This window comes from Methylobacterium sp. yr668, assembly GCF_900116245.1.
Lineage (GTDB): Bacteria > Pseudomonadota > Alphaproteobacteria > Rhizobiales > Beijerinckiaceae > Methylobacterium.
Window position 1 is genome coordinate 1 of record NZ_FOZY01000008.1, and the last position, 24,544, is coordinate 24,544.

Annotated in this window: 20 protein-coding genes; 10 read left to right on the forward strand and 10 right to left on the reverse strand. The window is 70.4% G+C overall.

Annotation, left to right across the window (positions count from 1 at the left end; translation table 11 throughout):
- The first annotated feature begins 144 nt into the window (after positions 1-144).
- Complete coding sequence (locus BM419_RS12115; protein ID WP_091926584.1) at positions 145-1,461, forward strand: homoserine dehydrogenase; 1,317 nt, start codon at positions 145-147, stop codon at positions 1,459-1,461.
- A gap of 145 nt (positions 1,462-1,606) precedes the next feature.
- On the forward strand, positions 1,607-2,590 hold the full coding sequence (gene glpX / locus BM419_RS12120) for a class II fructose-bisphosphatase (protein WP_020091889.1): 984 nt from the start codon (positions 1,607-1,609) through the stop codon (positions 2,588-2,590).
- Positions 2,591-2,647: 57 nt separating this feature from the next.
- Here glpX and BM419_RS12125 read toward each other — a convergent pair whose 3' ends face one another.
- On the reverse strand, positions 2,648-3,595 hold the full coding sequence (locus BM419_RS12125) for a L,D-transpeptidase (protein ID WP_091926585.1): 948 nt from the start codon (positions 3,593-3,595) through the stop codon (positions 2,648-2,650).
- A gap of 512 nt (positions 3,596-4,107) precedes the next feature.
- Between BM419_RS12125 and BM419_RS12130 the strand changes: the two genes are divergently transcribed.
- The 4 genes from BM419_RS12130 to BM419_RS12145 all read left to right on the forward strand — a co-directional run bounded on the left by BM419_RS12130 (position 4,108) and on the right by BM419_RS12145 (position 8,952).
- Positions 4,108-5,370, forward strand: coding sequence for an MFS transporter (locus tag BM419_RS12130; RefSeq protein WP_020091891.1), 1,263 nt, complete (start codon positions 4,108-4,110; stop codon positions 5,368-5,370).
- Between the two features lie 225 nt (positions 5,371-5,595).
- The gene (locus BM419_RS12135) at positions 5,596-6,888 is read left to right on the forward strand and encodes an MFS transporter (RefSeq protein ID WP_091677113.1); all 1,293 of its coding nucleotides are present in this window, start codon (positions 5,596-5,598) and stop codon (positions 6,886-6,888) included.
- A gap of 6 nt (positions 6,889-6,894) precedes the next feature.
- A complete protein-coding gene (locus tag BM419_RS12140; RefSeq protein WP_170868016.1) occupies positions 6,895-8,115 on the forward strand; it encodes a CaiB/BaiF CoA transferase family protein in 1,221 nt (406 codons plus the stop codon).
- A gap of 24 nt (positions 8,116-8,139) precedes the next feature.
- Positions 8,140-8,952: an enoyl-CoA hydratase/isomerase family protein gene (locus tag BM419_RS12145; protein ID WP_091677110.1), complete on the forward strand. Its 813-nt coding sequence runs from the start codon at positions 8,140-8,142 to the stop codon at positions 8,950-8,952.
- A 252-nt stretch (positions 8,953-9,204) separates the two neighbouring features.
- Here the strand turns inward: BM419_RS12145 and BM419_RS12150 are convergent, their stop codons facing one another.
- The 4 genes from BM419_RS12150 to dctP form a co-directional block, all read right to left on the reverse strand.
- A complete protein-coding gene (locus BM419_RS12150; RefSeq protein ID WP_091926586.1) occupies positions 9,205-9,672 on the reverse strand; it encodes a YbaK/EbsC family protein in 468 nt (155 codons plus the stop codon).
- A gap of 204 nt (positions 9,673-9,876) precedes the next feature.
- A complete protein-coding gene (locus tag BM419_RS12155; RefSeq protein ID WP_020091896.1) occupies positions 9,877-11,229 on the reverse strand; it encodes a TRAP transporter large permease in 1,353 nt (450 codons plus the stop codon).
- Positions 11,226-11,918 carry a TRAP transporter small permease gene (locus BM419_RS12160; RefSeq protein WP_091926587.1) on the reverse strand — a complete coding sequence of 231 codons (693 nt, stop codon included), beginning with the start codon at positions 11,916-11,918 and terminating at the stop codon, positions 11,226-11,228. The genes BM419_RS12155 and BM419_RS12160 overlap by 4 nt, the downstream gene beginning before the upstream one ends.
- Positions 11,915-12,937 (reverse strand): TRAP transporter substrate-binding protein DctP, encoded by a 1,023-nt coding sequence (gene dctP, locus BM419_RS12165; RefSeq protein WP_020091898.1) that lies wholly within the window; start codon positions 12,935-12,937, stop codon positions 11,915-11,917. Before dctP ends, BM419_RS12160 begins: the two co-directional genes overlap by 4 nt.
- A gap of 193 nt (positions 12,938-13,130) precedes the next feature.
- Between dctP and BM419_RS12170 the strand changes: the two genes are divergently transcribed.
- Both BM419_RS12170 and BM419_RS12175 read left to right on the forward strand, forming a co-directional pair.
- Positions 13,131-13,784, forward strand: a complete 654-nt coding sequence (locus tag BM419_RS12170) for a GntR family transcriptional regulator (RefSeq protein ID WP_056528436.1) — start codon at positions 13,131-13,133, stop codon at positions 13,782-13,784.
- A 183-nt stretch (positions 13,785-13,967) separates the two neighbouring features.
- Positions 13,968-14,897: a class I SAM-dependent methyltransferase gene (locus BM419_RS12175; RefSeq protein WP_091926588.1), complete on the forward strand. Its 930-nt coding sequence runs from the start codon at positions 13,968-13,970 to the stop codon at positions 14,895-14,897.
- A 29-nt stretch (positions 14,898-14,926) separates the two neighbouring features.
- Here the strand turns inward: BM419_RS12175 and BM419_RS12180 are convergent, their stop codons facing one another.
- The 5 genes from BM419_RS12180 to BM419_RS12200 all read right to left on the reverse strand — a co-directional run bounded on the left by BM419_RS12180 (position 14,927) and on the right by BM419_RS12200 (position 22,270).
- The gene (locus BM419_RS12180) at positions 14,927-15,607 is read right to left on the reverse strand and encodes a GntR family transcriptional regulator (RefSeq protein ID WP_020091901.1); all 681 of its coding nucleotides are present in this window, start codon (positions 15,605-15,607) and stop codon (positions 14,927-14,929) included.
- 21 nt (positions 15,608-15,628) lie between these two features.
- Complete coding sequence (locus BM419_RS12185) at positions 15,629-18,616, reverse strand: FAD-binding and (Fe-S)-binding domain-containing protein (protein ID WP_091926589.1); 2,988 nt, start codon at positions 18,614-18,616, stop codon at positions 15,629-15,631.
- Positions 18,617-18,824: 208 nt separating this feature from the next.
- Positions 18,825-20,630 (reverse strand): IlvD/Edd family dehydratase, encoded by a 1,806-nt coding sequence (locus tag BM419_RS12190; protein WP_091926590.1) that lies wholly within the window; start codon positions 20,628-20,630, stop codon positions 18,825-18,827.
- A gap of 156 nt (positions 20,631-20,786) precedes the next feature.
- The gene (locus tag BM419_RS12195) at positions 20,787-21,554 is read right to left on the reverse strand and encodes an SDR family oxidoreductase (RefSeq protein WP_091926591.1); all 768 of its coding nucleotides are present in this window, start codon (positions 21,552-21,554) and stop codon (positions 20,787-20,789) included.
- Positions 21,555-21,556: 2 nt separating this feature from the next.
- Positions 21,557-22,270, reverse strand: a complete 714-nt coding sequence (locus BM419_RS12200) for a GntR family transcriptional regulator (RefSeq protein ID WP_091677087.1) — start codon at positions 22,268-22,270, stop codon at positions 21,557-21,559.
- Positions 22,271-22,389: 119 nt separating this feature from the next.
- Between BM419_RS12200 and BM419_RS12205 the strand changes: the two genes are divergently transcribed.
- Together BM419_RS12205 and BM419_RS12210 are read left to right on the forward strand one after the other, a co-directional pair.
- Positions 22,390-23,649 carry an ABC transporter substrate-binding protein gene (locus BM419_RS12205; RefSeq protein WP_091926592.1) on the forward strand — a complete coding sequence of 420 codons (1,260 nt, stop codon included), beginning with the start codon at positions 22,390-22,392 and terminating at the stop codon, positions 23,647-23,649.
- A gap of 7 nt (positions 23,650-23,656) precedes the next feature.
- Positions 23,657-24,532 carry a branched-chain amino acid ABC transporter permease gene (locus BM419_RS12210; RefSeq protein ID WP_091926593.1) on the forward strand — a complete coding sequence of 292 codons (876 nt, stop codon included), beginning with the start codon at positions 23,657-23,659 and terminating at the stop codon, positions 24,530-24,532.
- The last annotated feature ends 12 nt before the right edge of the window (positions 24,533-24,544 follow it).

Genomic DNA, 24,544 nt, shown 5'->3' on the forward strand with positions numbered 1-24,544 from the left:
TGCGCCCAAGAGTGCGCGCAAGACAATCGGACAGGGCGAAAAACGCAACCCTGCCAAATACTTGACAAGACGGTAGTTCTTCTTGCAGAAGTGCGCCGCATCGGGCGCCCGGCCCATCGCGGTCGCCCGGGCACGGAAGGGGTCATGACAGTGAGCTTTCGCCTCGGGATCGCCGGACTCGGGACCGTCGGTGCGTCCGTGGTCCGGATGGTCGAGCGCCGCCGCGCCGCCTTCGCTGCGGCGGGCCTCGACATCCGCGTCACCGCGGTCTCCTCGCGCGACCGTGGCCGGGACCGCGGCCTCGACCTGTCCGGCATCGCGTGGTTCGACGATCCGGTGGCGCTCGCCCGGTCGGAATCCGTGGACTGCGTGGTCGAGCTGATCGGCGGCGCCGAGGGACCGGCCAAGGCCGTGGTCGAGGCGGCGCTCGCGGCGGGCAAGCCGGTGGTGACCGCCAACAAGGCGCTGCTGGCCCGTCACGGCGCCGCCTTGGCCGCGCAGGCCGAGGCGAAGGGCTTGGCCCTCGCCTTCGAGGCGGCGGTGGCCGGCGGCATCCCGGTGATCAAGACCCTGCGCGAGGGCCTGCCGGGCAACGCGGTCTCCCGCGTCTACGGGATCCTCAACGGCACCTGCAACTACATCCTCAGCCGCATGGAGCGCGAGGGGCTGACCTTCGAGGCCTGCCTGAAGGACGCGCAGGCCCTGGGCTACGCCGAGGCGGACCCGACCTTCGACGTCGAGGGGTTCGACACCGCGCACAAGCTCGCGATCCTGACGAGCCTCGCCTTCGGGACCGTCGTCGACGCCGACGGCGTGTCGGTCGAGGGCATCTCCCGGGTGCAGCCCCTCGATCTGCGCATGGCGGACGAACTCGGATACCGGATCAAGCTGCTCGGCGTCGCGCAGGCGACCGAGGCCGGCATCGAGCAGCGGGTCCACCCGACCATGGTGCCGAAATCCTCGGCGATCGCGCAGGTCATGGGCGTGACCAACGCCGTGACGATCGACGCGGACGCGGTGGGCGAGCTCACGCTCATCGGTCCCGGCGCCGGCGGCGAGGCCACGGCCTCCGCGGTGGTGGCCGACATCGCCGACGTGGCGCGCGGCGTGATCCGCCCGACCTTCGGCGTTCCGGCCGCGGCGATGCGCGCCAGCGAGCGCGTGGAGATGCAACGTCACGAGGGCGGCTACTACATCCGCCTCACCGTCCATGACCGCCCGGGCGTCGCGGCCGGCGTCGCGCAGCGGATGGCCGAGCGATCCATCTCCCTGGAGAGCATCCTGCAGCGCCGCGTCGAGGGGCCGGAGACCGATCCGCGCGGCCGCTCCGGCCGGCCGGTGCCGCTGGTGCTGATCACCTACGCGGCGACCGAGGGCAACATCCGCGACGCCCTCGACGCCATCGGCGCCGACGGGCTGCTGGCGGAGCCGCCGCAGCTGATCCGGATCGAGCGTGAATAACAGTGCATACGGTCGCGTGACCCCCCACCGCTTGATGCAGGATAGTGGGCTTTAGCGAACCGGCGTATACGCTGCGCGGCCGTCATCCGACGGTATCCATCCGGGATCCGACCCCAAGATCGGACCCGGCCAGAGGCAGGAAACCATGGAAGAGGCCCCCAAGCCGGCATCGCGCGGCGTCCCGCGCACGCTCGCCCTCGAACTGGCCCGCGTGACGGAGCGTGCCGCCATCGCCGCCGCCCGATTGCGCGGCCAGGGCGACGAGAAGGCGGCCGACCAGGCCGCGGTCGACGCGATGCGCGACGAACTCAACGGCCTGCCGATCCGCGGCACCGTGGTGATCGGGGAGGGGGAGCGCGATCAGGCGCCGATGCTGTTCATCGGCGAGCAGCTCGGTCTCGGGGAAGGGCCCGAGGTCGACATCGCGGTCGATCCGCTTGAGGGCACGACCCTCTGCGCCAAGGACATGCCCGGCGCCATCGCCGTCATGGCCATGGCCGAGCGCGGCTCGCTCCTCGCCGCGCCGGACGTCTACATGCAGAAGATCGCGATCGGGCCCGGCTACCCGCCCGGCCTCGTCGATCTCGACGCCAGCCCGACCGACAACATCGCGGCGCTGGCCCGGGCCAAGGGCGTCGACCCGAAGCAGATCACCGCGCTGATCCTCGACCGGCCGCGCCACGCGGCGCTCGTGGCCGAGGTGCGGGCGGCCGGCGCGGCGGTCCGCCTGATCTCGGACGGCGACATCGCCGGCATCATCTTCACGGCGAGCCCCGAGGAGACGGGCATCGACCTCTATCTCGGGACCGGCGCGGCGCCCGAGGGCGTGCTGGCGGCCGCCGCGATGCGCTGCATCGGCGGCCAGATGCAGGGACGCCTGATCCTCGACACCCCGGACCGTCGGCGCCGGGCCGCCGAGATGGGCATCGAGAATCTGGACCGGAAATACGACCTGACCGATCTCGCGAGCGGCGACGTCATCGTGGCCGCCACGGGCATCACGGACGGGGCTCTCCTGCGCGGCGTGCGCTTCCGGCCGGACAAGATCCAGACCGAGACCCTGGTGTACCGGTCCGAGGCCGGGACGGTCCGCCGGATCCTCGGCGAACACCGGCGCGGGCTGACCTGAACCGGCGGACCGCCGGTCCCGGACCGGCGGCGCTCGGGCGGTGGGCCCGGCCCGGCCTCAGTTCAGCACCACTACCTTGCTGCCGACGCCGACCCGGCTGAACAGGTCGATCGCGTCCTGATTGATCATCCGGATGCAGCCCGACGACACGCTCTTGCCAATGGAGAAGGGCTCGAGGGTTCCGTGGATGCGGAACAGCGTGTCCTTGTTGCCCTGCCAAAGGTACATGGCGCGGGCGCCGAGCGGATTACGCAGACCGCCGGCGACGCCGAGACCGCTCTGCAGCTTGTCGACCTCGCTGGCGAGCTTCGGGCTGCGGGCGATCATCTCCTTCGGCGGATACCAGTCCGGCCACGCCTGCTTGGAATTCACCGTCGCGGTGCCCGACCACGAGAAGCCCTGCTTGCCGACGCCGACGCCGTAGCGGCGGGCCCGGCCGTTGGCCTCGACCAGGGTGAGCTGGTGGGCCCGCGGGTCGACGATGATCGTCCCCGGCTCGTAGGGACCGTGATAGGCGATCTCCTGACGGAGGAAGGCGGGGTTCATCTTCTTGTAATTGAACGCCTGGACCGGGAACACGTCGTCCGTGATCGGGCCGTAGATCTTGGCGTAGTCGATCGGCTCGTTGTCGGGCGCGCGGAGCACGGCCTTGGCCTTGGCGGCCTCTAGCGGCGAGAGCCCCTCGGCCGGAGGCGTGCTGCCCGGGCGTGCCGGGACCGTCGGGTCCGTCTCCAGGTTGGCGGCCGGCGGCGGCGCGACCGGGGCCTGCGCGGCGGGCGGCGGGGGTGCCGGGCGCACGAAGTCGGTGCGGCCGGTATAGGGCAGGTAGCGGCCGCCGCGACGCACGTAGAGCGCGCCGTTCTGATCCTGGTAGAGCTGATTATCGTCGCCGAACCCGTCGATCCCGGCATCGCCCACGGGGCCGCGGCCCTGGGCGTTTGCGGCGGAGGCGAGGGCGAGGACCGTGAAGCCGGCCAGGAGAAGGCGACGGATCGGGGCGGACATGGTTCGAATTCCTCGGGAGGCGCCGCCGGGGCTTGCCGCGACGCGCAGGCGAGCGGGCCGGCACGAAGTCGCGGCACAGCTCATCCCGGGGCTTAGCAAAGGTCGCGCTTTACCGCCAAGTTGCCGACGGTCATCGAGGGCAACTTACAGGGTCTTCCGGGTCGTTTCTCGCCGCGTGTGTTGCCCTCGTGCAGCAACGATTTCGGCCGCGCCGCTCACCGATCCGTGAGGGCGCCGGGCGAGCGCCCGTTTACTCGGCACGCCTGCCTCGCCGAGCGGCAGCGACTCGGCGCCAGCGACTTGGCGGATTGCGGTTCGGCCGCGGCGCCGCGACGGCCGAGCGATCCGGTCGGCGGGCGTCCGTCCGGGATGGCACGCTTGCTGCATTGCCCAGTCAGCCGCGCCTGCTGCGGCGGCGGAGCAACGACGCTCCAAACAGCGGACGGTGTGAGTCCGGATCCCCGGCATGAGCGACCGCACGGCGGTTCGCCCACTTACGACGAGCACCAGCTATGGCCAGCTTCAAAACGGTGATGAAGTCGGGTCACCCCCCGACGCTGTTCGCGGCATTCCTCTACTTCGATTTCTGCTTCGCCATCTGGGTCCTGAACGGCGCCATGGGCCCGTTCATCACCGAGACCTACAAGCTGACGCCGGCCCAGACCGGCTTCATGATCTCGCTACCGATCCTCGCCGGTGCGCTGATGCGCTTCCCGCTCGGCGTCTTGGCCCAGTATATCGGCCGCAAGAACGCCGCGATCACCGAGATGGTCGTGATCATGCTGGCGATGGCCTACGGCTATCTGTTCGTCTCCTCCTACAACGACGTGCTCGCCATGGGCGTGCTGCTCGGCATCGCCGGCGCGTCCTTCGGCGTCGCGCTCTCCCTCGGCTCAGGCTGGTTCCCGCCGGAACACAAGGGGCTGGCGATGGGCATCGCGGGCGCCGGCAATTCCGGCACCGTGCTGGCCGTGCTGTTCGCCCCGCCGCTGGCCCAGGCCTACGGCTGGCAGACCACCTACGCCTTCGCGGGCCTCGTGATGCTGCTGCCGCTGGCGGTCATGATCGTGCTCGCCAAGGAGCCGCCGGATTGCGAGCACCAGTCCTTCAAGGAGCACGTCTCCTGCCTGTTTACTAAGGATGGCTGGGCGTTCTCGCTGATCTACGTGATCACCTTCGGCGGCTTCATCGGCCTGTCGAACTTCCTGCCGACCTTCTTCTACGAGCAGTTCGCGGTGACGAAGGTCGAGGCCGGGCGGCTGACGATGCTGGCGGCCTTCATGGGCTCCGGCATCCGGATCGTCGGCGGCTACTTCGCCGACCGGATGGGCGGCATTGCGGTGCTGTCGGTGGTGCTGCTGGCGGCGATCGCGACCCTGCTCTCGCTGACCGCGACCCCGTCGCTGGCGCTCACGACGCTCCTGTTCATGCTGTGCTTCGCGGCGCTCGGCGCCGGCAACGGCGCGCTGTTCCAGCTCGTCCCGCTGCGCTGGCCCACCAACACGGCGGTGGCCGGCTCGATGATCGGCGAGATCGGCGCGCTCGGCGGCGCGATCCTGCCGAATGTCATGGGCCTGTCGAAGCAGTATACCGGCTCGTTCTCGCTGGGCTTCGTCGGCTACGCCGTCTTCACCGCGATCGTGCTCGGTTGCCTCGCCCTCTGGCAGCGCAAGTGGGTCGGGAGCTGGGTCGGGCCGCGCGGCAAGGCGCTCGGCAAGGCGATCGGCACCCCGACCGAGGCCGAGCAGGGTCAGCTCCGGCCCGCGACGGCTTGACCGGCGCCGCGGCGCCTTCCGGCGACGACCGACACGAGACGGGGGCCCGGGCGGCCCCCGTTTTCAGTTGCACGCCGTGGAATGAATTCACGTGCCGGATGCACGTCGGCGGTTGCCTTCCGCCGCGCGACGCGTTTGAATAATGCATTACGAAAGAGCGTCCGGCCCCTGAGCCGAGGCGCCCGGCGACCGCGCGAGGCGGCGCCCCCATGGGAGGAACGGTCGATGTCGAAGCGCTTCAGCGCCACGAACGGCGTGCTCGGCCTGCTCTGTCTGATGTACTTCATCACGTACCTGGACCGGGTGAACATCGCCACGGCCGGTGCGGAGATCATGCGCGATTTCGGCATGTCGAAGACCGATTTCGGTCTGATCCTGTCGGCCTTCGCGTACCCCTACGCGATCTTCCAGGTGATCGGCGGCTCGGTCGGCGACAAGTTCGGCGCCCGGCGCACGCTGCTCGCCTGCGGCGTGATCTGGGCCTCGGCGACCATCCTGACCGGCATGGTCGGCGGACTCGTCAGCCTGTTCATGGCCCGGGTGCTGCTCGGCTTCGGCGAGGGCGCGACCTTCCCGACCGCGACCCGCGCCATGCAGAACTGGACGGCGCCCGGCCGGCGCGGCTTCGCGCAGGGCATCACCCACGCCTTCGCGCGGCTCGGCAACGCGGTGGCGCCGCCGATCGTGGCGTTCCTGATCTACCATTTCGGCTGGCGGACGAGCTTCGTCATCCTCGGCGCGGTGAGCTTCGTCTGGGTCGCGATCTGGTGGCTGTACTTCCGCGACGACCCATCCGAGCATCCGGCGATCACCGAGGCCGAGCTCGCGACGCTGCCGCCGCCCCGCCAGGTCGGCGCGAAGCAGAGCGTGCCGTGGGGTGCCCTGACGCGCCGGATGCTGCCGGTCACCGTCACGTATTTCTGCTACGGCTGGACGCTGTGGCTCTTCCTCGGCTGGCTGCCGAGCTTCTTCAAGGAGAACTATAGCCTCGACCTGAAGAACTCGGCCCTGTTCGCCTCGGGCGTGTTCTTCGCCGGCGTCGTCGGCGACACGGTCGGCGGCCTGCTCAGCGACTCGATCCTGCACCGCACCGGCAAGGTGAAGCTCGCGCGCCTGTCGGTGATCGTGATCGGCTTCCTCGGGGCGGCCGCGAGCCTCGCGGGCGTGTTCATGACCCGGGACCTGACCCTCGTGGCGCTGCTGCTGTCCTCCGGCTTCTTCTTCGCCGAGCTGGTGATCGGACCGATCTGGTCGGTGCCGATGGACATCGCGCCGAAATACGCCGGCACCGCCAGCGGCCTGATGAACACCGGCTCCGCCGTGGCGGCGATCGTCTCGCCGATCGTCTTCGGCGTCATCGTCGACGTGACCGGGAGCTGGACGCTGCCGTTCGTCGGCTCGATCGGCCTGTGCCTGCTCGGCGCCGCGCTGGCCTTCACGATGCACCCTGAGCGGGAATTCGTGGATCCCGTCACGCCGTCGGTCGGCCCCGCGGCCACCGTCCCGGCCGGGGAGTAGCGCGCGATGGCGGAGACGATGAAGCGGTCGGGTCCCCTCGCCGGGATGCGGGTGATCGAGCTCGCCCACATCATGGCCGGGCCGGTCTGCGGGCTGATGCTCGCCGACATGGGCGCGGAGGTGATCAAGGTCGAGAAGAGGGAGGGTGACGACACCCGTCGCACCGTCCCGCCCGCCCTCGAGGGCGAGAGCGCCGCCTACATGATGATGAACCGCGGCAAGCGTGGACTCAGCCTCGACCTGAAGGATCCGGACGGTGTCGCGGTCCTGCGGCGCCTGCTCAAGGGCGCGGACGCCCTGATCGAGAACTACCGCGGCGGCACGATGGAGCGCCTCGGGATCGGGTACGAGACCCTGAAGGTCGAGTTCCCGGAGCTGGTCTACTGCTCGCTCTCCGGCTTCGGCCGCACCGGTCCCTACGCCGACCGGGCCGGGTTCGACCTCGTGGCGCAGGGGATGAGCGGCCTCATGTCGGTGACCGGGGAGGGGCCCGGGCGTCCGCCGATGAAGTGCGGGCCGCCGGTCACCGACATCACCGCCGGCATCCTGGCCGCCATGGGCATCCTCGCCGCCTACGCGAACCGGCTCCGCACGGGCCGGGGCCAGGCGGTCGACACGTCGCTGTTCGAGGCCGGCATCACCCACACCTACTGGCAGTCGGCCATCGCCATGGCGACCGGGGTCGCGCCCGGGCCGATGGGCTCGGCCCATCCGCTGAACGCCCCCTACGAGGCCTTCGAGACCGCCGACGGCTGGATCACGATCGGCGCGGCCAACCAGACCAACTGGACGCGCCTGCTGAAGGCCATCGGCGCCGACGACCTCGCCGAAGACCCGCGCTTCGCGCTGAACCGCGACCGGATGGCCAACCGGCACGCGCTCGCCGCGACCCTCGCGCCGGTCTTCCGGGCCCACGGCTCGGCCGAGTGGCTCGCCCGGCTGGAAGCCGGCGGCGTCCCGGCCGGCCCGGTCCTCGACGTGAACGCGATGCACCGGGACCCGCAGACCCTCGCCCGCGAGATGGTGGTCGAGGTCGATCACCCGCGGGTCGGCCGCATGAAGACGCTCGGCCTGCCGGTGAAGTTCTCCGAGACACCGGGTCGCGTGCACGGGCCGGCCCCGTTGCTCGGCGAGCATTCCCGGGCGATCCTGGCGGAGGCCGGCTACGCGCCGGCCGAGATCGACGCGCTGATCGCGCGGGGCGTGGTCCGCGAGACCGCGGCCTGACGCCGCCACCCGGAGACGCCGCGCATGACCGCCAAGCCCGCGACCGACGAGTTGCTGTTCACCACCGACGAGGCCGGCATCGCCCGCATCGTCCTGAACCGTCCGCAGGCGCGCAACGCGCTGACCTTCGCGATGTACCAGGGCCTGATCACCTGCTGCGAGGCGATCGCCGGGAACCCCGCGGTCAAGGCGCTGATCATCACCGGTGCGGGCGACAAGGCCTTCGCGGCCGGGACCGACATCGCCCAGTTCCGCGACTTCAGCACCGCCGAGGACGCGCTGGGCTACGAGCGCTTCATGGACAGGGTGCTGGGCTCCCTGGAGCGGCTGCGGGTGCCGACCATCGCGGCGATCGCCGGCGCCTGCACGGGCGGCGGCGCGGCCATCGCGGCGGCCTGCGACCTGCGCATCGCCACGCGCGACGCCCGCTTCGGCTTCCCGATCGCCCGCACCCTCGGCAACTGCCTGAGCCAGGGCAACCTCAAGCGGCTCTCCGGCCTGATCGGCCCGGCGCGAGTCAAGGACATCATCTTCACCGCCCGCCTCGTCGGCGCCGAGGAGGCGCTCGCCATCGGCCTCGTGGGCGAGGTGGTCGACGATCGGATCGCGCTCACGGAGCGGGTCGATACGCTGGCCCAGCTCTTGGCCAACCACGCGCCGCTGACCATGCAGGCGACCAAGGAGGGTCTGCGGCGGCTCGCCGAGGAGGAGGCCGGCGCCGAGGGCGCGCCGCATCCCGGCGATGACCTGATCCTCATGTGCTACATGAGCCAGGATTTCCGCGAGGGCATGGAGGCGTTCCTCGGCAAGCGCCCGCCCAACTGGACCGGGCGCTAGGGCCGCACCGGAGGATGTTGCGACGGTCCGGATAGAAGGCGTCTTCGGTGTCGAGACAGTGGCGCCATGCCCCCTTTCCCGGGCGGGAGAGGGTTGGGGTGAGGGACGAGAACGTTCAGGATCAAGAGCGCGATCCTCCGTCGACGGCGCGCGCCTCGTCCGGAGAGACCTGATCCCTCACCCTGTCCCTCTCCCGCGCGGGAGAGGGGATCCGCGCCTCGTGCGGAGCGGGAATGGCGCTGGCCGCGCCGCTCAGCTTGGCAGCGCGCAGACATCGATCCAGGCGGCGCCGGTGAGCGCGGCCATCCGAGCCGGCGCGATCCGCACCGAGCTGTGGGTGCTGCCGGCCGCCGGCACCACCTCGTCGAACGCCCGCAGCGAGACGTCGCAGTAGACCGGCAGCGGCGTCGACAGGCCGAAGGGGCAGACGCCGCCCACCGGATGGCCGGTGAGCGCCTCGACCTCGCCGAGGTCGAGCATCCGCACCTTGCCGCCGAAGGCAGCCTTGGCCTTCCGGTTGTCGAGCCGCGCGTCGCCGCGCGTCACCACCAGGACGACCTGATCGCCGACCCGGATCGAGAGCGTCTTGGCGATCCGGGCCGGGACGACGCCGTGGCCCTCCGCCGCCTCGGCGACGGTCGCGGTGCTGGTCTCCAGCACGATGACCGCGATGTCGGGCGCCTTCTCGGCGAAGAAGGCGCGCACGGAGGCGAGGCTCATGGTTCGGTTCGAAGCTCGTGATCGGGGCGGCGCGGGGCGGCGCGGCGCGCGCGCTGCCATAGGCGGCTCCGGCCGCGCCGGCCAGCGCGCCGACGCGGGCCGCCGCTGCGCGGGACGCGGCGCTCGCGCGACCGCGTCCCCACGCGCGACAGGCCCCTCTCCGGGCGGAGAGGGGCCTGCCTCGCACGGGCCGGGTGGATCGAGCTACCGCGTCGTCGTGAGCAGCAGGTCCGGCAGCCACATCGCGATGCCCGGCACGAGGCACAGGATCAGGATCGCCACCGCCATCAGGATCACGAAGGGCAGGGTGCCCCAGATGATGTCCGAGAGCGGGATGTCCGGGGCGATGTTCTTGATGACGAAGATGTTGAGGCCCACCGGCGGGTGGATCAGGCCCATCTCCATGGTGATGGTCATCACCACGCCGAACCAGACGAGGTCGAACCCGGCGGCCTTGAGCGGCGGCAGGATGATCGGCGCCGTCATCAGGATGATCGAGACCGGCGGCAGGAAGAAGCCGAGCGCGATCACCAGCGCCAGGATGGTCACCAGCAGCACCCACGGCGAGAGCTGCATCGCGACGATCGCGGCGGCGGCCGACTGCGAGATGTGCAGGTAGCTCATCACGTAGGCGTAGAGCAGCGACATGCCGATGATCAGCATCAGCATGGTCGATTCCCGCAGCGTCGCCGTCAGGATCGGCGTGACGTCGCGGAACCGCCAGACGCCGTAGATCGCGGCGATCAGCGCCAGGGCCATCAGCCCGCCGAGGCCCGCGGTCTCGGACGGCGTGGCGTAGCCGCCGTAGAGCGCCACCATCACGCCGGTGAGCAGGACCACGAAGGGCAGGACCCGCGGCAGCGTCGAGAAGCGCTGCGCCATGCTGTACTGCTCGTCCGCCAGGATCGGCGAGGCCGGCCCGCCGCGCTCCAGGGCCACCTTCGCGGCGGCGTATTCCGAGCGGAAGCGCACCATCGACCACGCGGCGAACAGGCCCACGAGCAGGAGCCCCGGCCCGATGCCCGCGAGGAACAGCCGCCCGAGCGACTGCTCGGCCGCCACCGCGTACAGGATCATGGTGATCGAGGGCGGCAGCAGGATGCCGAGCGTGCCGCCCGCCGCGATGATCCCGGCCGCGAAGCCCGGCGAGTAGCCGCGCTTGCGCATCTCCGGGATGCCAGCCGAGCCGATCGCCGAGCAGGTGGCCGGGCTGGAGCCCGCCATGGCGGCGAACAGCGCGCAGGCGAAGACGTTGGCGATGCCCAGGCCGCCCGGGATGCGGTGCATCCAGGCGTGCATGGCCGTGTAGAGATCCTGGCCGGCCTTGGACCGCCCGATGGCCGCGCCCTTCAGGATGAAGAGCGGGATCGACAGCAGGGTGATGGAGGCCATCTCCTCGTAGACGTTCTGCGCCACCGTATCGAGGGAGGCGCCGGGCATGAACGCCACCATGAAGGCGAGCGCCACGAAGCCCAGCGCGAAGGCGATGGGGATGCCCGAGAGCATCGCCCCGAGGGTCGCGCCCGCGTACAGGAAGCCGATCGCGGCCGTGCTCATCGTTCAACCTTCGCGGAAACGGTCTGACCCATCGGGTCCGGTCCCCGGGGCGCGACCTCGGCCGCCCCGTGCATGTCGCGATTCACGTCGGCCCCGAGCCCGATCTTGGGCTGCGCCCAGCCGGCAGCCCGGGGCCCGTAGGCGAGGGCCTCGGCGATCTGGAGGACGAACTGGACGCACAGCAGGCTCATGCCGACCGACATCAGCGTGTAGGGGATCCAGAGGGGCGGCCCCCAGGTCGATTGCGAGACCTGCCCGTCGACCCACGCCTCGTGATCGAGGGACCAGCTCTTCCAGGCGAAGAACAGGCAGAAGGCGAGGCTGACGACGTCGGCCAGCAGGAGCCGGACCCGGTTGGCGGCGGGCGGGAGGAGGCCGGTCAAGGCCTCGATCGCGACGTGCCCGCGCTTGGCCTGCACGCCGGCCGCCGACAGGAAGGTGGCCCCGATGATGAGGTACACCGCCATCTCGTCCTGCCACTCCGTCGGCTCCTTCAGGAGGTAGCGGACGACGACGCTGTGGGTCAGGACGAGGCAGGCTGCCACCAGGCAGAGGCCGCCGACGGCCAGGATCACCTTGTTCAGGAGGCGCATGCCCCGATCGAAGGTGCCGAGGAGGCCCGGAAGGCGCGGTTCCTCGGCCCCGCGCGCCTCCGGAGCGGCCGTGGCCGCGTCGAAGCCGTGGCTCACGCGACCTGCTCCGCGAGCTTCAGCAGTTCCGCGCAGTTCGCGTTCTTGGCGGCGTAGTCCTTCCAGGCCGTGCTGCGGGCGAGATCCCGCCACTGGCCGAGGGACTTCTCGTCGACCTGGACGACCTTGGCGCCGGCCTTGGCGAAGATCTCCTCGACGCGGGTGTCGTCCTCCTTCGCGCCGGCTTGGCCGAAGGCCTCGAGCTCCGTGCCGACCGCCATGATCAGGTCCTGCTGCTCCTTCGGCAGGCCCGAGAACACGATCTTGGACATCATGATCGGCTCGAGCATGAACCAGTAGGAGCGCTCGCGCCCCGAGGTCAGCGCCTTGGACAGCTCCTCCAGGCGGAAGGAGATCAGGCTGGTGGAGGAGGTGATCACCGCGTCGCAGGCGCCGGTCTGCATCGCCGCGTAGGACTCGTTCGACGGGATCGAGAGGGTGGCCGCGCCGGCCTCCTTCATCATCATGTCCATCTCGCGCGAGCCGCCGCGGACCTTCATCCCCTTGGCGTCGGCCGGCGCCACGAGGGCGCGCTCCCGGCTCGCGACGCCGCCGGCCTGCCAGACCCAGGAGACCAGGATGATGCCCTTCGCGTCCAGGATCTCGGTGAGCTTGCGGCCGACCGGGGCCGCCTTCCACGCCACGGCCTGCGCGTAGGACGTCACAAGGGCGGGCATCAGGCCGATATTGAGTTCCGGAATCTCGCCGCCCGCGTAGGGGCTCGGGTAGAGCGACATGTCGAGCGCGCCCTTGCGCATGGCGCCGAACTGGGCGTTCGTCTTCATCAGCGAGGAGCCCGGGTAGACCTGGACGTCCAGGGCGCCCTTCGAGCGCTCGCCGACCATCTTGGCGAACTTCCGGCACATGCGGTCGCGGAAATCGCCCTCGTCGATCGTGCCGCCGGGGAACTGGTGGGACAGCTTCAGCGTCGTGGCCGCCTGCGCGCTGTTCAGGCCGAACCGCAGGATGGCCGGTGCCGCGAGCGTGGCCGCGATCAGCGATCGACGAGTTGGCGTCATGGAGCTCTCCCGCACCGCAAACAACGCGGCGTAATTTTGTGCGCTGCAATAGTGCGGCGCCTCGTTGTATGCATGGAAAACCGGCTTGTATATTTTGTCAATGCTCCAGCATAATGTTCGCGCGCGCCGAACATCCGCCGGCCTCAAGGGCGGGGCGGCGCGCGACCCGTTCATCGGGGGAGGGAACGGCGGCATGAGCCACGCGCAGCGGCTGCGGCAGCGGATCGAGGATGAGATCGTCTCGGGCGAGCTCGCCTTGGGATCGCGGCTCGACGAGAACCAGCTCGCGGCCCGCTTCGGGGTCTCGCGCACGCCCATCCGGGAGGCGCTGCTGCAGCTCGCCGTCACCGGCCTCGTGCAGACGAAGCCCCGGCGGGGAGCGATCGTCAGCGCGCCCGAGCCGCACCTGCTGCTCGCCATGTTCGAGACGATGGCGGAGATCGAGGCGGCCTGCGGCCGTCTCGCGGCGCGCCGCCTCGTCCCCGAGGACGCCGCCGCGCTGCGCGCCGCGCTGGAGGGCTGCCGCGCCGCCCTGACCACCGAGGACACCGAGGCCTACTACGCCGAGAACTACGTGTTCCACACGGTGGTGTACCGGGCGAGCCGGAACGCCTTCCTGGCGGAGCAGGCGCTGTCGCTCCACCGCCGCCTGGCCCCGTATCGGCGGCTGCAGCTGCGCGTGCGCCAGCGCCTGCCGCAATCGCTGGCCGAGCACGAGGCGATCGTCGCCGCGATCATCGCGGGCGACGAGGCCGGCGCCGCGGAGGCGCTCCGGGGCCACGTGATCGTCCAGGGCGACCGCTTCACCGATCTGGTGGCCGGACTGCGGGCGCCGAGCGCCGCCTGAGCGGCGGGGGGCGCGTGGCCCGCGATAATTGCGTCGCCGGCCTGTCCGAATCCGGGCCCGGCCCGGGAATCGTCCCTTCATCGCGCCCTAACCCTGCCGGCAGGTCGGACTGCGTAGGTGTTCCGCCCGACTCGACCATAAGTTGCAGTCCCGGCATTGTCGATCCGGAGCCGGGGATCGATCATGCTGAAGGACGTCGTCAGGAGCGCGGGCCGTCGCGCGGGGGTGGATATCTTCCGGGCCAGCCGGGAAGCGTTCCGCTGGAGCCACACGGTCCACGATTACTACCCCGTCGTGCCGTCCGCGCGCTGGTCGCCGGGCCGGGCGCCGCACGGCCAGCTCAAGGCGGTGCTCGCCCGGTCGCACGCGGCCTACGACAGCTTCCTCACGGAACTCGAGGCGCGGGCGGACCTGCTGCACAGCGTCCCGCACGACGCGCCCGTGACCGACGGGGCGACGCCCCACTGGAACAACACGTGGTTCACCGCCCTCGACGGCGCCGCGCTGATGACCATGCTGGGCTGGAAGCGCCCGTCTCGGTTCTTCGAGATCGGCTCGGGCTGCTCGACCTGCTTCGCGCGGCACGCGATCGACACCCTGAATCTTCCGACGCGGATCACCTCAATCGATCCGATGCCCCGCCGCGAGATCGACGCGCTCTGCGACTGGACCGTGCGCAGCCCGCTGGAATCCTGCGATCTGAAGATCTTCGAGGAACTGAAGGCGGGCGACATCCTCTTCTTCGACGGTTCGCACCGCTCCTTCGCGAATTCGGATGTGACGGTGTTCTTCTTCGAGGTGATGCCGCGCCTCGCACCGGGCGTGATCGTGCAGATCCACGACATCTTCATCCCGGACGACTACCCGTCCGCCTGGAACTGCCGATTGTACAACGAGCAGTACCTTCTGGCGGCGATGCTGCTGTGCGGCGCGCCGCCGTTCCGGGTGACCGTGCCGGTGATGTATATCTGCCAGGACCCGGCGATGAGCGCCCGGGTCAAGACGGTCTTCGCCGCCCGCGGCACCGGCCCCGACATCCCGTTCCTCTACGCGAACGATTCCCGCACGCCGGGCGCGTCGTTCTGGTTCGAGATGACCGGGACGCCCGGCTGATCGCGGGCGCGGTCTATCGCGGCTGAGGCTCAGGCGGTCTCCGCCGCACCGTAATTGGCGGCGATCACCGACTTCTTTCCGCGGATGTGCTCGCGCATCAGGACGGCCAGCGCCGCGCCGTCCCGGGCGCGCAGCAGCGCGATCATGCGCTCGTGCTCGGAGACGGCGCGGGCCCACTGCTCGGGGGTCTGGTGGGCGGAGTAGCGCGAGCGCTGGATCCGGCCGGACAGGCTCTCGTAGATGTTGGCGAGGATCGTGTTGCGGCTCGCCGCCATGATCCCCTCGTGGATGCGCCGGTTGTGGCTGAAGTAACCGGCCTCGTCGCCCGACTTCCAGGCCTCGACCATCGCGTCGTGGTCGACCACCAGGGCGTCGATGTCGGCGTCGGTGATCGTGCGGCAGGCGAGATCGCCGGCCGTCGCCTCGAGACCGGCGATCACCTCCATCATCTCCTCGAGTTCGCCGTCCGAGATGCTGGCGACGCGCGCCCCGCGATTCGGGAGCAGTTCGAGCAGCCCCTCCGTCGCCAGGATCTTGATCGCCTCGCGGAGCGGCGTCCGCGAGATCCCGAAGCGCTCGGTCAGCTCGCTCTCGTTGATCCGCGCCTTCGGCTCCATCTCGCCGGACCGGATCAGTTCGCGCATGCGCTCGGCGACCTCGTCGTGGAGGTAGCGGCGGCTGATGCCGATCCCGGGCTCGATTTTGTTCATGGTCCCCCGACACACGTCAGGTCAGTGCGACCTGTGGTCTATGTGTAGGTGCCCGGCAATGGAGTGTCGAGGCACGAGGGCCCGATCCAGCACGCGGGCCACATGTTCCGCCTGGAGACCCAGCCCGTCGTGGATCTGGTGACGGCAGCTCGTCCCGTCGGCCACCACGAGGTCGTCGGGCCCTGCGGCGCGCAGCGCCGGGAACAGCGACAGCTCCGCCATGGCGAAGGACGTCTCGATCGATTCCGGCCGGTAGCCGAAGGCGCCCGCCATCCCGCAGCAGCTCGACTCGATGACCCGCAGGTCGAGCCCCGGCACCGACCGGAGCACCGTCTCGACCGAGCCCATGACGCCGAAGGATTTCTGATGGCAGTGGCCGTGCAGGTGCGCGACCCGGCCGCCCTGATCGGCAAACGGCAGCGCGATGCGTCCGGCCGTCAGGTCGGCGGCCAGCAACTCCTCGAACAGGAACGACTGCTTGGCCAGCAGCGCAGCCTCTTCGCCGGGCAGGAGCGCCGCGAACTCGTCCCGGAAGGTAAACAGGCAGGACGGCTCCAGGCCGACGACCCGTGCCCCCGCGCGCAGGAACGGCAGCAGCGCGTCGAGGGTGCGGCGCGCCTCCTGGCGCGCCCGGTCGGTCTGGCCGGCGGAGAGCCAGGTCCGGCCGCAGCAGAGGGGGCGCCGGCCGCGGGACGGGTAGACCCGGTGCAGCCGGTAGCCGGCCGCCTGTAGCACCCGCTCGGCCGCCTCGAGATTCTCCCGCTCGAAGGCCCGGTTGAAGGTGTCGCCGAACAGGATCACGTCGCGGAAATCGCCCGCGACGTCCTGCGCGTGGGCGGGCTCGCCCTGCTCGCTCCAGGGCCGGCGCCAGCGCGGCAGCGAGCGCCTGGCCGAGAGGCCGGCGACGCGCTCCGAGAGGGCGGCGAGGGCCGGGTACCGGTCCCGCAGGTTGAGGAGCGGCGCCAGCCGCGCCGCGGCCCCGGCGTAGAGCGGCATCGTCGCGATCAGGCGCTCCCGCAGGGGCAGCCCGTGGCGGGCGTGGTAATGGTGCAGGAACTCGATCTTCATCTTGGCCATGTCGACGCCGGTCGGGCACTCGCGGCGGCAGGCCTTGCAGGAGACGCAGAGATCGAGGGTGCGCTTCATCTCCGGGCTGGTGAAGGCGTCCTTGCCGAGCTGGCCCGAGATGGCGAGCCGCAGGGAATTGGCCCGGCCCCGGGTCAGGTGCTGCTCCTCCCGGGTTGTCCGGAAGGAGGGGCACATGGCGCCGCCGACGAGCTTCCGGCAGGTGCCGTTGTTGTTGCACATCTCGACGGCGGAGCCGAAGCCGCCCCAGTCCGACCAGTCGAGGGCGGTCTTCATCGGCGCCGACACGGCGTAGTCCGGCTTGAAGCGGAACAGGCTGCGATCGTCGAACTTCGGCGCCCGCACGATCTTGCCGGGGTTGAGCCGGTTGTCCGGGTCGAACGCGTCCTTCACGGTCTCGAAGGCGCGGGTGAGCGTCGCGCCGAACAGCGGCTCGACGAATTCCGAGCGCGAGAGGCCGTCGCCGTGCTCGCCGGAATACGAGCCCTTGTAGCGGCGCACCAGCTCGGAGGTCTCCTCCGCGATCGCCCGCATCCGCCGGACGTCACCGGCCTCCTTCATGTCGAGGATCGGGCGGACATGCAGGCAGCCGACAGACGCGTGGGCGTACCACGTGCCGCGGGTGCCGTGCTTGGTGAAGACCTCCGTCACCGCGTCGGTGTAGTCGGCGAGGTGCTCCAGCGGGACGGCGCAATCCTCGATGAAGGAGACCGGCTTTGCGTCGCCCTTCATCGACATCATGATGTTGAGGCAGGCCTCGCGCACCTCCCAGACGGATTTCTGGCGCGCGGGCTCGACGACCTCCACGACGGCGTCCGGGAAGCCATGATCGGCCATGCAGGCGTCGAGGCGCTTCAGGTCGCGCCGGAGCGACGCGAGGTCGTCGCCGGCGAACTCGGTGAGCAGCAGGCAGTTCGGCTTGCCCTTGGTGATGTCGGCGAGCGTCGTGCGGAACAGCGGGATATCGGCGCCGAGCACGAGAACGTTGTTGTCGACCAGCTCGACCGCCACCGGGTCCAGGCCGACGATGTGCCGCGTCGTCTCCATGGCCGCCCGGAAGGACGGGAAGTGGCACACGCCCATCACGCGGTGTGTCGGCAGGCGCGAGAGCTTCAGCGTCACCGCGGTGGTCGCGGCCAGCGTGCCCTCGGACCCGACGAGCAGGTGCGCGAGGTTCGGCTGGGCCTCGATCAGCGAATCGAGGTTGTAGCCGCCGACGCGGCGCTGAACCTTCGGGTAGTGCGCTTCGATCTCGGCGCGGTGGTCCTCGGCGAGGAAGCGCATCCGCGCGGCGAGCGCCGCGGCCCGATCCGACCCGTTCACGCCCGGATGCGCGTTTCCGGTCAGGCCGAAGCCGAAGGCCTCGCCGTCGTGGAGCAGCGCCTCGATCGCGAGGACGTTGTCGCTCATCTTGCCGTAGCGCAGGGAGCGGGCCCCGCAGGAATTGTTGCCCGCCATGCCGCCGATGGTGCAGCGGGTCGCCGTCGAGGGCTCGACCGGGAAGAACCAGCCGTCGGCCTTCACCCGGGTGTTCAGGCGCTCCAGCACCATGCCGGGCTCGACGGTGATCGTGCCGGCCTCCGCGTCGTAGGCCAGGACGCCGTTGAAGTACCGCGAGCAGTCGACGACGAGGCCGGACCCGATCGGCTGGCCGTTCTGCGAGGTGCCGCCGCCACGCAGGATGACCGGGGCGCCGTGCTCGGCGGCGATGCGCAGGGTCGCGGCGATGTCGGCGGCGGAGCGCGGCAGCACCACACCGGCGGGCATGATCTGGTAGATCGACGCATCGGTGCTGTAGCGTCCGCGCGTGAAGGCGTCGAAGCGCGCCTCACCCTGGAGCTGCTCCGCCAGCCGGCGCGGCAAACCGGCCTCGAGGCGCGCCGCTGCACGCGGCGCCGGGGCATCCGCCCTCGCTTCCGTCACGATCGATCCCTCCCGAGATGGGACAAGCCCACCCGCGGGGAAATGTATTCAAAATTCACTGCGGCGCAAATCGGCCGCGGTGTCACGCTGGTGACGGGCTGCCGGAGCCCGATTCCGCGGTCGGCCTCGCGGGCTGCCGCGAACCTCGCCCGGCGCGCGGGCCGTCGCAGCCCCGCGTCCGCCCGTCGGGCGGGTTCCGGTAACGGCCTCAGTGGTTGTCCCGCGGCACCCCGGAGGCCTGCGCGACCTTCTGGAACTTCACCGCGCCCTTCAGCACCATGCCCTGGTCGAGCTGGTCGACCTGATCGCGGTAGATCTCCTGCCAGGGCGTCTGCGTCGCCGGGTAGGGATATCCGCCGCGCGCCGCCAGATCCGCGCGCCGGCGCGCGATCTCCTCGGCCGGGAGCAGGATGTCGGCGCTCCGGCGGTTGAGGTCGATGCGGATGCGGTCGCCGCTCTGCAACAGGGCCAGACCGCCGCCCGCGGCCGCCTCGGGAGACGCGTTCAAGATGGCAGGCGTGCCGGAGGTGCCGGATTGCCGGCCGTCGCCGATGCAGGGCAGCGAGGTGACGCCGCGCCGGATCAGGGCGCCGGGCGGCTGCATATTCACCACCTCGGCGGCGCCGGGATAGCCGATCGGACCGGCCCCGCGCATGATCAGGATCGTGTTCTCGTCGATGTCGAGCGCCGGGTCGTCGATCCGCGTGTGGTAGTCCTCGGGACCGTCGAACACGATCACCCGCCCCTCGAAGGCCATCGGATCGTTCGGATTGCGCAGGTAGCGGGCGGCGAATTCCTCCGAGATCACGCAGGTCTTCATGATCGCGGAATCGAACAGGCTCCCCTTGAGATTGAGGAAGCCGGCGCGCTCCATCAGCGGCTCGCCGTAGGCGCGGATCACGTCGCGGTTCCAGCTGTGCCGCCCGCGGTAGTTCTCGCCGACGGTCCGGCCGTTGCAGGTCAGGGCACCCTCGTGGACCTTCCCGGCCTCGATCAGCTCGGCGAAGACCGCCGGCAGGCCGCCCGCGCGGAAATACTCCTCGCCGAGCCAGCGGCCGGCGGGCTGCATGTCCACGAGCAGCGGGATCTCGAACCCGACCCGTTCCCAGTCGTCGCAGCTCAGCGGCACGCCGATATGCTTGGCGATGGCGTTGATGTGGATCGGCGCGTTGGTCGAACCGCCGATCGCTGCGTTGGCCACGATCGCGTTCTCGAAGGCCTCGCGGGTCAGGATGTCAGAGGGCTTGAGGTCTTCCCAGACCATCTCGACGATCCGCTGGCCGGTGGCGTAGGCCGCCTGGCCGCGTTCGCGGTAGGGCGCCGGGATCGCCGCCGAGCCGGGCAGCGCGAGGCCGAGCGCCTCGGCGAGGGCGTTCATTGTCGAGGCCGTGCCCATCGTGTTGCAGTGGCCCGTGGACGGTGCCGACGACCCGACGATGTCCATGAACTGCTGGAAGTCGATATCGCCGGCGGCATGCCGCTCGCGCGTCTTCCAGACGATCGTGCCGGACCCGGTCAGCTCCTTCTGGAAGTAACCGTTGAGCATCGGTCCGACGTTCAGCGAGATCGCCGGGATGTTGACGGTGGCCGCCGCCATCAGACAGGCCGGCATGGTCTTGTCGCAGCCGGTCAGCAGCACGACGCCGTCGAGCGGGTAGCCGTACAGCACCTCGACCAGCGACAGGTAGGCGAGGTTCCGGTCGAGCGACGCGGTCGGCCGCTTCCCGGTCTCCTGGATCGGGTGGCAGGGAAACTCGAAGGCGACGCCGCCGGCCGCCGTGATGCCGTCCCGCACCCGCTTGGCGAGCTCGACGTGATGGCGGTTGCAGGGCGACAGGTCGGAACCCGTCTGGGCGATGCCGATCAGGGGCTTGCCCGACCGCAGCTCCTCCGGCGTCAGCCCGTAATTGAGATAGCGCTCCAGGTAGAGGGCGGTCATGCCCGGGTTGTGCGGGTTGTCGAACCAGGCCTTCGAGCGCAGGTCGGGGGGCGTGATCCGGCGTTTGTCGCTCATGGTCGCTTCCTCGCATCCTGGGGCCGGCGCTGGCGGTCCGGCTCGTGTCTTCCGCTACCGCGGCGGGCGTCGCGGCCGCGGTCGCGGCGCCCTGAGCTCGATCTTGCAATACTCTGAGGATTGATCCGCCGCAGCATCTCCGGCGCTGGATTAATTTCAGGACAGCATCCGGGTGTCACCATCGATGGAAATGGCCTGCCCCGAGATCGTCCGGCCGCGCGGCGAGCAGAGCAGCAGGATCTGGTCGGCGAGCTGCCGCGCCGTGACGTACTCCTTCACCGACACGAACGAGAACGCCCGCGCCTCCATGTCGGCGAAGCTCGTGCCCTGCTGCTGGGCCTTCGATTCGAGCACCCGGCGCTGGCGATCCCCGGCGACGAGACCCGGGAGGATCGCGTTCACCCGGATCCCCGCGCCGCCGAGCTCGATCGCCAGGGACTTGGTGAAGCCGATCACCCCCCACTTGGCGGCCGCATAGGGGCTGCGCAGCGCGAAGCCGAACTTGCCCGCGGCCGAGGAGAGATTGACGATCGAGGCGTTGGCGCTCTGGCGCAGGTGCGGCACCGCCAGGCGCGCGCAGTTGAACTGGCTGGTCAGGCAGACCGTGAGGCAGCGATCCCACTCCTCGGGGGCGATCTCCTCGACCCGACCGGTCGGGCCGGCGATCCCGGCATTGTTGACGAGCACGTCGAGGCCGCCGAGGAACTCGACCGCCTGGTCCATCATCGCGGCGACGGCGTCGCGGTCGGCGACGTCGGTCCGGCTGCGCCCGACGGTGTCCGGCAGCGCGGCCAAGGCCTCGGCGTCGATATCGCAGGCGAAGACGCGCGCGCCTTCGTCGAGGAAGGCGTCGACGATCTCGCGACCGATTCCGGCAGCGCCCGCCGTCACCAGGACGCGCAGGCCGGCAATCCCCAGATCCATGATCAATCCTCTCCCTGAACGTCCCGCAATCCGCCGCGGGTCAAGATGAACTCCGCGGCTTCCCGGATGTCGGCGGCGATCGCGGCCGCGGCCGCCGCGCCGTCCCGGATCTCGATGGCCGCCACGGCCTCGGCGTGCCGGCGCAGAGCGAAGCCCTGGAGGAGGCGCTCCGGGTGGGCGCGCAGATCCAGGTTGATCACCGGGCCGGCCTTCAGCCAGAGCCGCGCGATGATCTCCTGCAGGGGTGCCAGCCCGCAGGCGCCGTAGATGGCGAAATGCAAGTCGCGGTTGAGCTGGACGGCGCGCGCCCTGTCGGGCTCCGCCGCCTCGGCCTCGGCCCGGAAGGCCGTCTCGGCGCTCCGGATCGCCGCGAGCTCGGCCCCCGTCCGCCGCTCGGCCGCCCGCGCCACCGCGATCCCCTCGACCGCGATGCGGGTCTCGACCAGGGCCCGGAACGCGGCCGCGCCCATGACCGGCACCCGGATCACCCGATTCGGCGCCACTTCCAGCACGCCGTCCGCCGCGAGCCGGCTCACCGCCTCGCGCACCGGCATGACCGAGACGCCGAGGGCCGCCGCACTCTGCCGGAGGGACAGCCGGTCGCCCGGCGCCAGCCGCCCCGAGGCGAGCAGATCCGACAGGGCCTCGTAGACGGTGTCGGACAGGGTCCGCCGCTCGAGCTGGGGCAGGTCGGCCAGCGCCAAAGTGGAATTCATATGCCGACACTAGACGGATCCGGCATTATCACGCTAGTGATCTGTGATCACAGTTCGGGTGAGGGCCGTCAGAGCCCGCCACAACAACCCGGCTGGAGGACACGCACGGGAGCGGAACGATGACGGACCGGTACGGGAATTCCCTTTCTCGCCGCAGCCTCCTGCGCGCCGGCGGCGCGGCGCTCCTCGCGCCGGCCCTCGCGAGCCCGGCGCTCTCCCAGGGACAGTCCGAGGTGATCCGGATCGGTCACCTCACGCCGCGGACCGGCTTCCTCGGGCCGCTCGGCGAGTTCGCCGTGCAGGCGGCCCAGCTCGCGGTGGAGGAGATCAACGCGGCCGGCGGCATCGCGGGCCGGAAGGTCGAGCTCCTGTCGGAGGACAGCGTCAACCCACAGACCGCCTCGGCCAAGGCCGAGCGCATGGTCCAGCGTGACCGCGTGGCGTGCCTCGTCGGCGAGATCAATTCGGCCTCCGCGCTGGCGATCAGCCAGGTCGCGCAGCGCGAGAAGATCCTGTTCATCAACACCGGCGCCAACTCGGACGCGCTGCGCGGCTCCGACTGCAAGCGCTTCATGTTCCACGTCGAATCACAGAACACCATGATGGTGCGGGCCTGCGGCCGGGCGTTGCTCGACCGGGGCCTGATCAAGGGGCGCAAGGTCTACGCGCTCACCGCCGACTACGCCTTCGGCCACGATCTCCTGAAGCAGGCCAAGAAGTACTTCGCCGCCAACGACGCCACCCTCGTCGGCGAGGATCTGATCCCGACCGAGCTCACCGACTTCTCGCCGTTCCTGCTCAAGCTCCGTCAGGCCAAGCCGGACCTCGTGATCTGCAACCTCGCGGGCGCGCAGATCACCAACTTCCTGAAGCAGTACAGCGAGTTCGGCCTGCCGTTCCCGGTCGCCGGCTTCGGCTTCGACACGGCGCTCGCGTGGGGCGCCGGACCGGGGAACTTCCTCGGCACCTGGCCGGTGATCTGGCACCACCAGATCGACTCGCCCTCGGCGAAGAAATTCGTCGCCGCCTTCAAGGCCAAGTACAAGAAGCCGCCTGAGAACCAGGGCTGGGGCGACTACACGGCGATGAAGATCGTCGCGCAATCGATGAACGAGCTCAAATCGACCGAGTCGATCAAGGTCGTGGAGCACCTGGAATCGGGGGCGAAGTTCGACATCGCCAAGGTCCGCGAGGGCTATTTCCGCCCCTGGGACCACGAGCTGATGCAGGAGATGTTCGCGATCACCGCCCTGCCGGCGGATCAGGTCAAGAACCCCTACGACATCTTCACCTCGACCGGGCCGCTGCCCGGTCCCGGCGAGAGCCTGGAAGTGCTCGCCACCACCCGCGACGAGAACGCCTGCACCTTCCCGGCGTGAGGCGTCCATGCAGCTCGTCTTCATCCTGGAGCAGGTGCTCAACGGCCTGCTGATCGGTGTGCAGTACCTGCTGATCGCGCTGGGTTTGTCGCTGATCTTCAGCCTCGGCGGGATCGTGAACCTCGCCCACGGCGCCTTCTACGCGATCGGCGCCTACGTGACCGTGCTGCTGACGCCGACGATCGGCTTCGGCGGCGCCCTCATCGCCTCGCCGCTCGCGGTGGCGGTGCTCGGACTCCTGATCGAGCGGTTCCTGCTCCGGCGCTTCTACCGCGGCGACCCGACGCTCGGCCTGCTCCTCACCTTCGGGCTCGCGATGGTGGCGGAGCAGGCGCTGCGCATGGCCTTCGGGGCGGCGCCGGTGCCCTTCGGGATCCCGCTGTGGCTGCGCGGGCAGGTCTTCATCGGCGACCTGATCTACTCGCGCTACCGGCTCTCGATCCTCGTCGTGGCGCTCGCCTGCGTCGCCGGCCTGTGGCTGCTCCTGACCCGCACCAGCTTCGGGCGGGTGGTCCGGGCGGGCGTGCAGAACCCCGACATGGTCGCGGCGCTCGGCATCTCGCTCCGGCCCTACATGACCGCCGTGGTGACGATCGCGGTCGGGCTCGCGGCGCTCGCCGGGACCATGTTGGCGCCGGTCACGGGCGTGCAGCCCGCCATGGGCGCCGAGATCCTGACCTTCGCCTTCGTGGTCGTGGTGATCGGCGGTCTGGGCTCCTTCTGGGGCGTGGTGCTCGCCGCGCTGATCGTCGGCGTGGTCCGGGGCCTCACCGCCTACGCCTACCCGCCGGCCACCGAGGCCGCCGTCTACGCCCTCATGGTGCTCGTCCTGCTGCTGCGCCCGCGCGGCCTGTTCGGCGAGCACATCGCCCGGTTCGAGTGAGCGAGGAGCGTC

Bases quoted from the DNA above. Each gene is read 5' to 3' on its own strand.
- BM419_RS12115 (WP_091926584.1), top strand. From the start codon at position 145: ATGACAGTGAGCTTTCGCCTCGGGATCGCCGGACTCGGGACCGTCGGT.
- glpX (WP_020091889.1), top strand. From the start codon at position 1,607: ATGGAAGAGGCCCCCAAGCCGGCATCGCGCGGCGTCCCGCGCACGCTC.
- BM419_RS12125 (WP_091926585.1), bottom strand. From the start codon at position 3,595: ATGTCCGCCCCGATCCGTCGCCTTCTCCTGGCCGGCTTCACGGTCCTC.
- BM419_RS12130 (WP_020091891.1), top strand. From the start codon at position 4,108: ATGGCCAGCTTCAAAACGGTGATGAAGTCGGGTCACCCCCCGACGCTG.
- BM419_RS12135 (WP_091677113.1), top strand. From the start codon at position 5,596: ATGTCGAAGCGCTTCAGCGCCACGAACGGCGTGCTCGGCCTGCTCTGT.
- BM419_RS12140 (WP_170868016.1), top strand. From the start codon at position 6,895: ATGGCGGAGACGATGAAGCGGTCGGGTCCCCTCGCCGGGATGCGGGTG.
- BM419_RS12145 (WP_091677110.1), top strand. From the start codon at position 8,140: ATGACCGCCAAGCCCGCGACCGACGAGTTGCTGTTCACCACCGACGAG.
- BM419_RS12150 (WP_091926586.1), bottom strand. From the start codon at position 9,672: ATGAGCCTCGCCTCCGTGCGCGCCTTCTTCGCCGAGAAGGCGCCCGAC.
- BM419_RS12155 (WP_020091896.1), bottom strand. From the start codon at position 11,229: ATGAGCACGGCCGCGATCGGCTTCCTGTACGCGGGCGCGACCCTCGGG.
- dctP (WP_020091898.1), bottom strand. From the start codon at position 12,937: ATGACGCCAACTCGTCGATCGCTGATCGCGGCCACGCTCGCGGCACCG.
- BM419_RS12170 (WP_056528436.1), top strand. From the start codon at position 13,131: ATGAGCCACGCGCAGCGGCTGCGGCAGCGGATCGAGGATGAGATCGTC.
- BM419_RS12175 (WP_091926588.1), top strand. From the start codon at position 13,968: ATGCTGAAGGACGTCGTCAGGAGCGCGGGCCGTCGCGCGGGGGTGGAT.
- BM419_RS12180 (WP_020091901.1), bottom strand. From the start codon at position 15,607: ATGAACAAAATCGAGCCCGGGATCGGCATCAGCCGCCGCTACCTCCAC.
- BM419_RS12190 (WP_091926590.1), bottom strand. From the start codon at position 20,630: ATGAGCGACAAACGCCGGATCACGCCCCCCGACCTGCGCTCGAAGGCC.
- BM419_RS12195 (WP_091926591.1), bottom strand. From the start codon at position 21,554: ATGGATCTGGGGATTGCCGGCCTGCGCGTCCTGGTGACGGCGGGCGCT.
- BM419_RS12200 (WP_091677087.1), bottom strand. From the start codon at position 22,270: ATGAATTCCACTTTGGCGCTGGCCGACCTGCCCCAGCTCGAGCGGCGG.
- BM419_RS12205 (WP_091926592.1), top strand. From the start codon at position 22,390: ATGACGGACCGGTACGGGAATTCCCTTTCTCGCCGCAGCCTCCTGCGC.
- BM419_RS12210 (WP_091926593.1), top strand. From the start codon at position 23,657: ATGCAGCTCGTCTTCATCCTGGAGCAGGTGCTCAACGGCCTGCTGATC.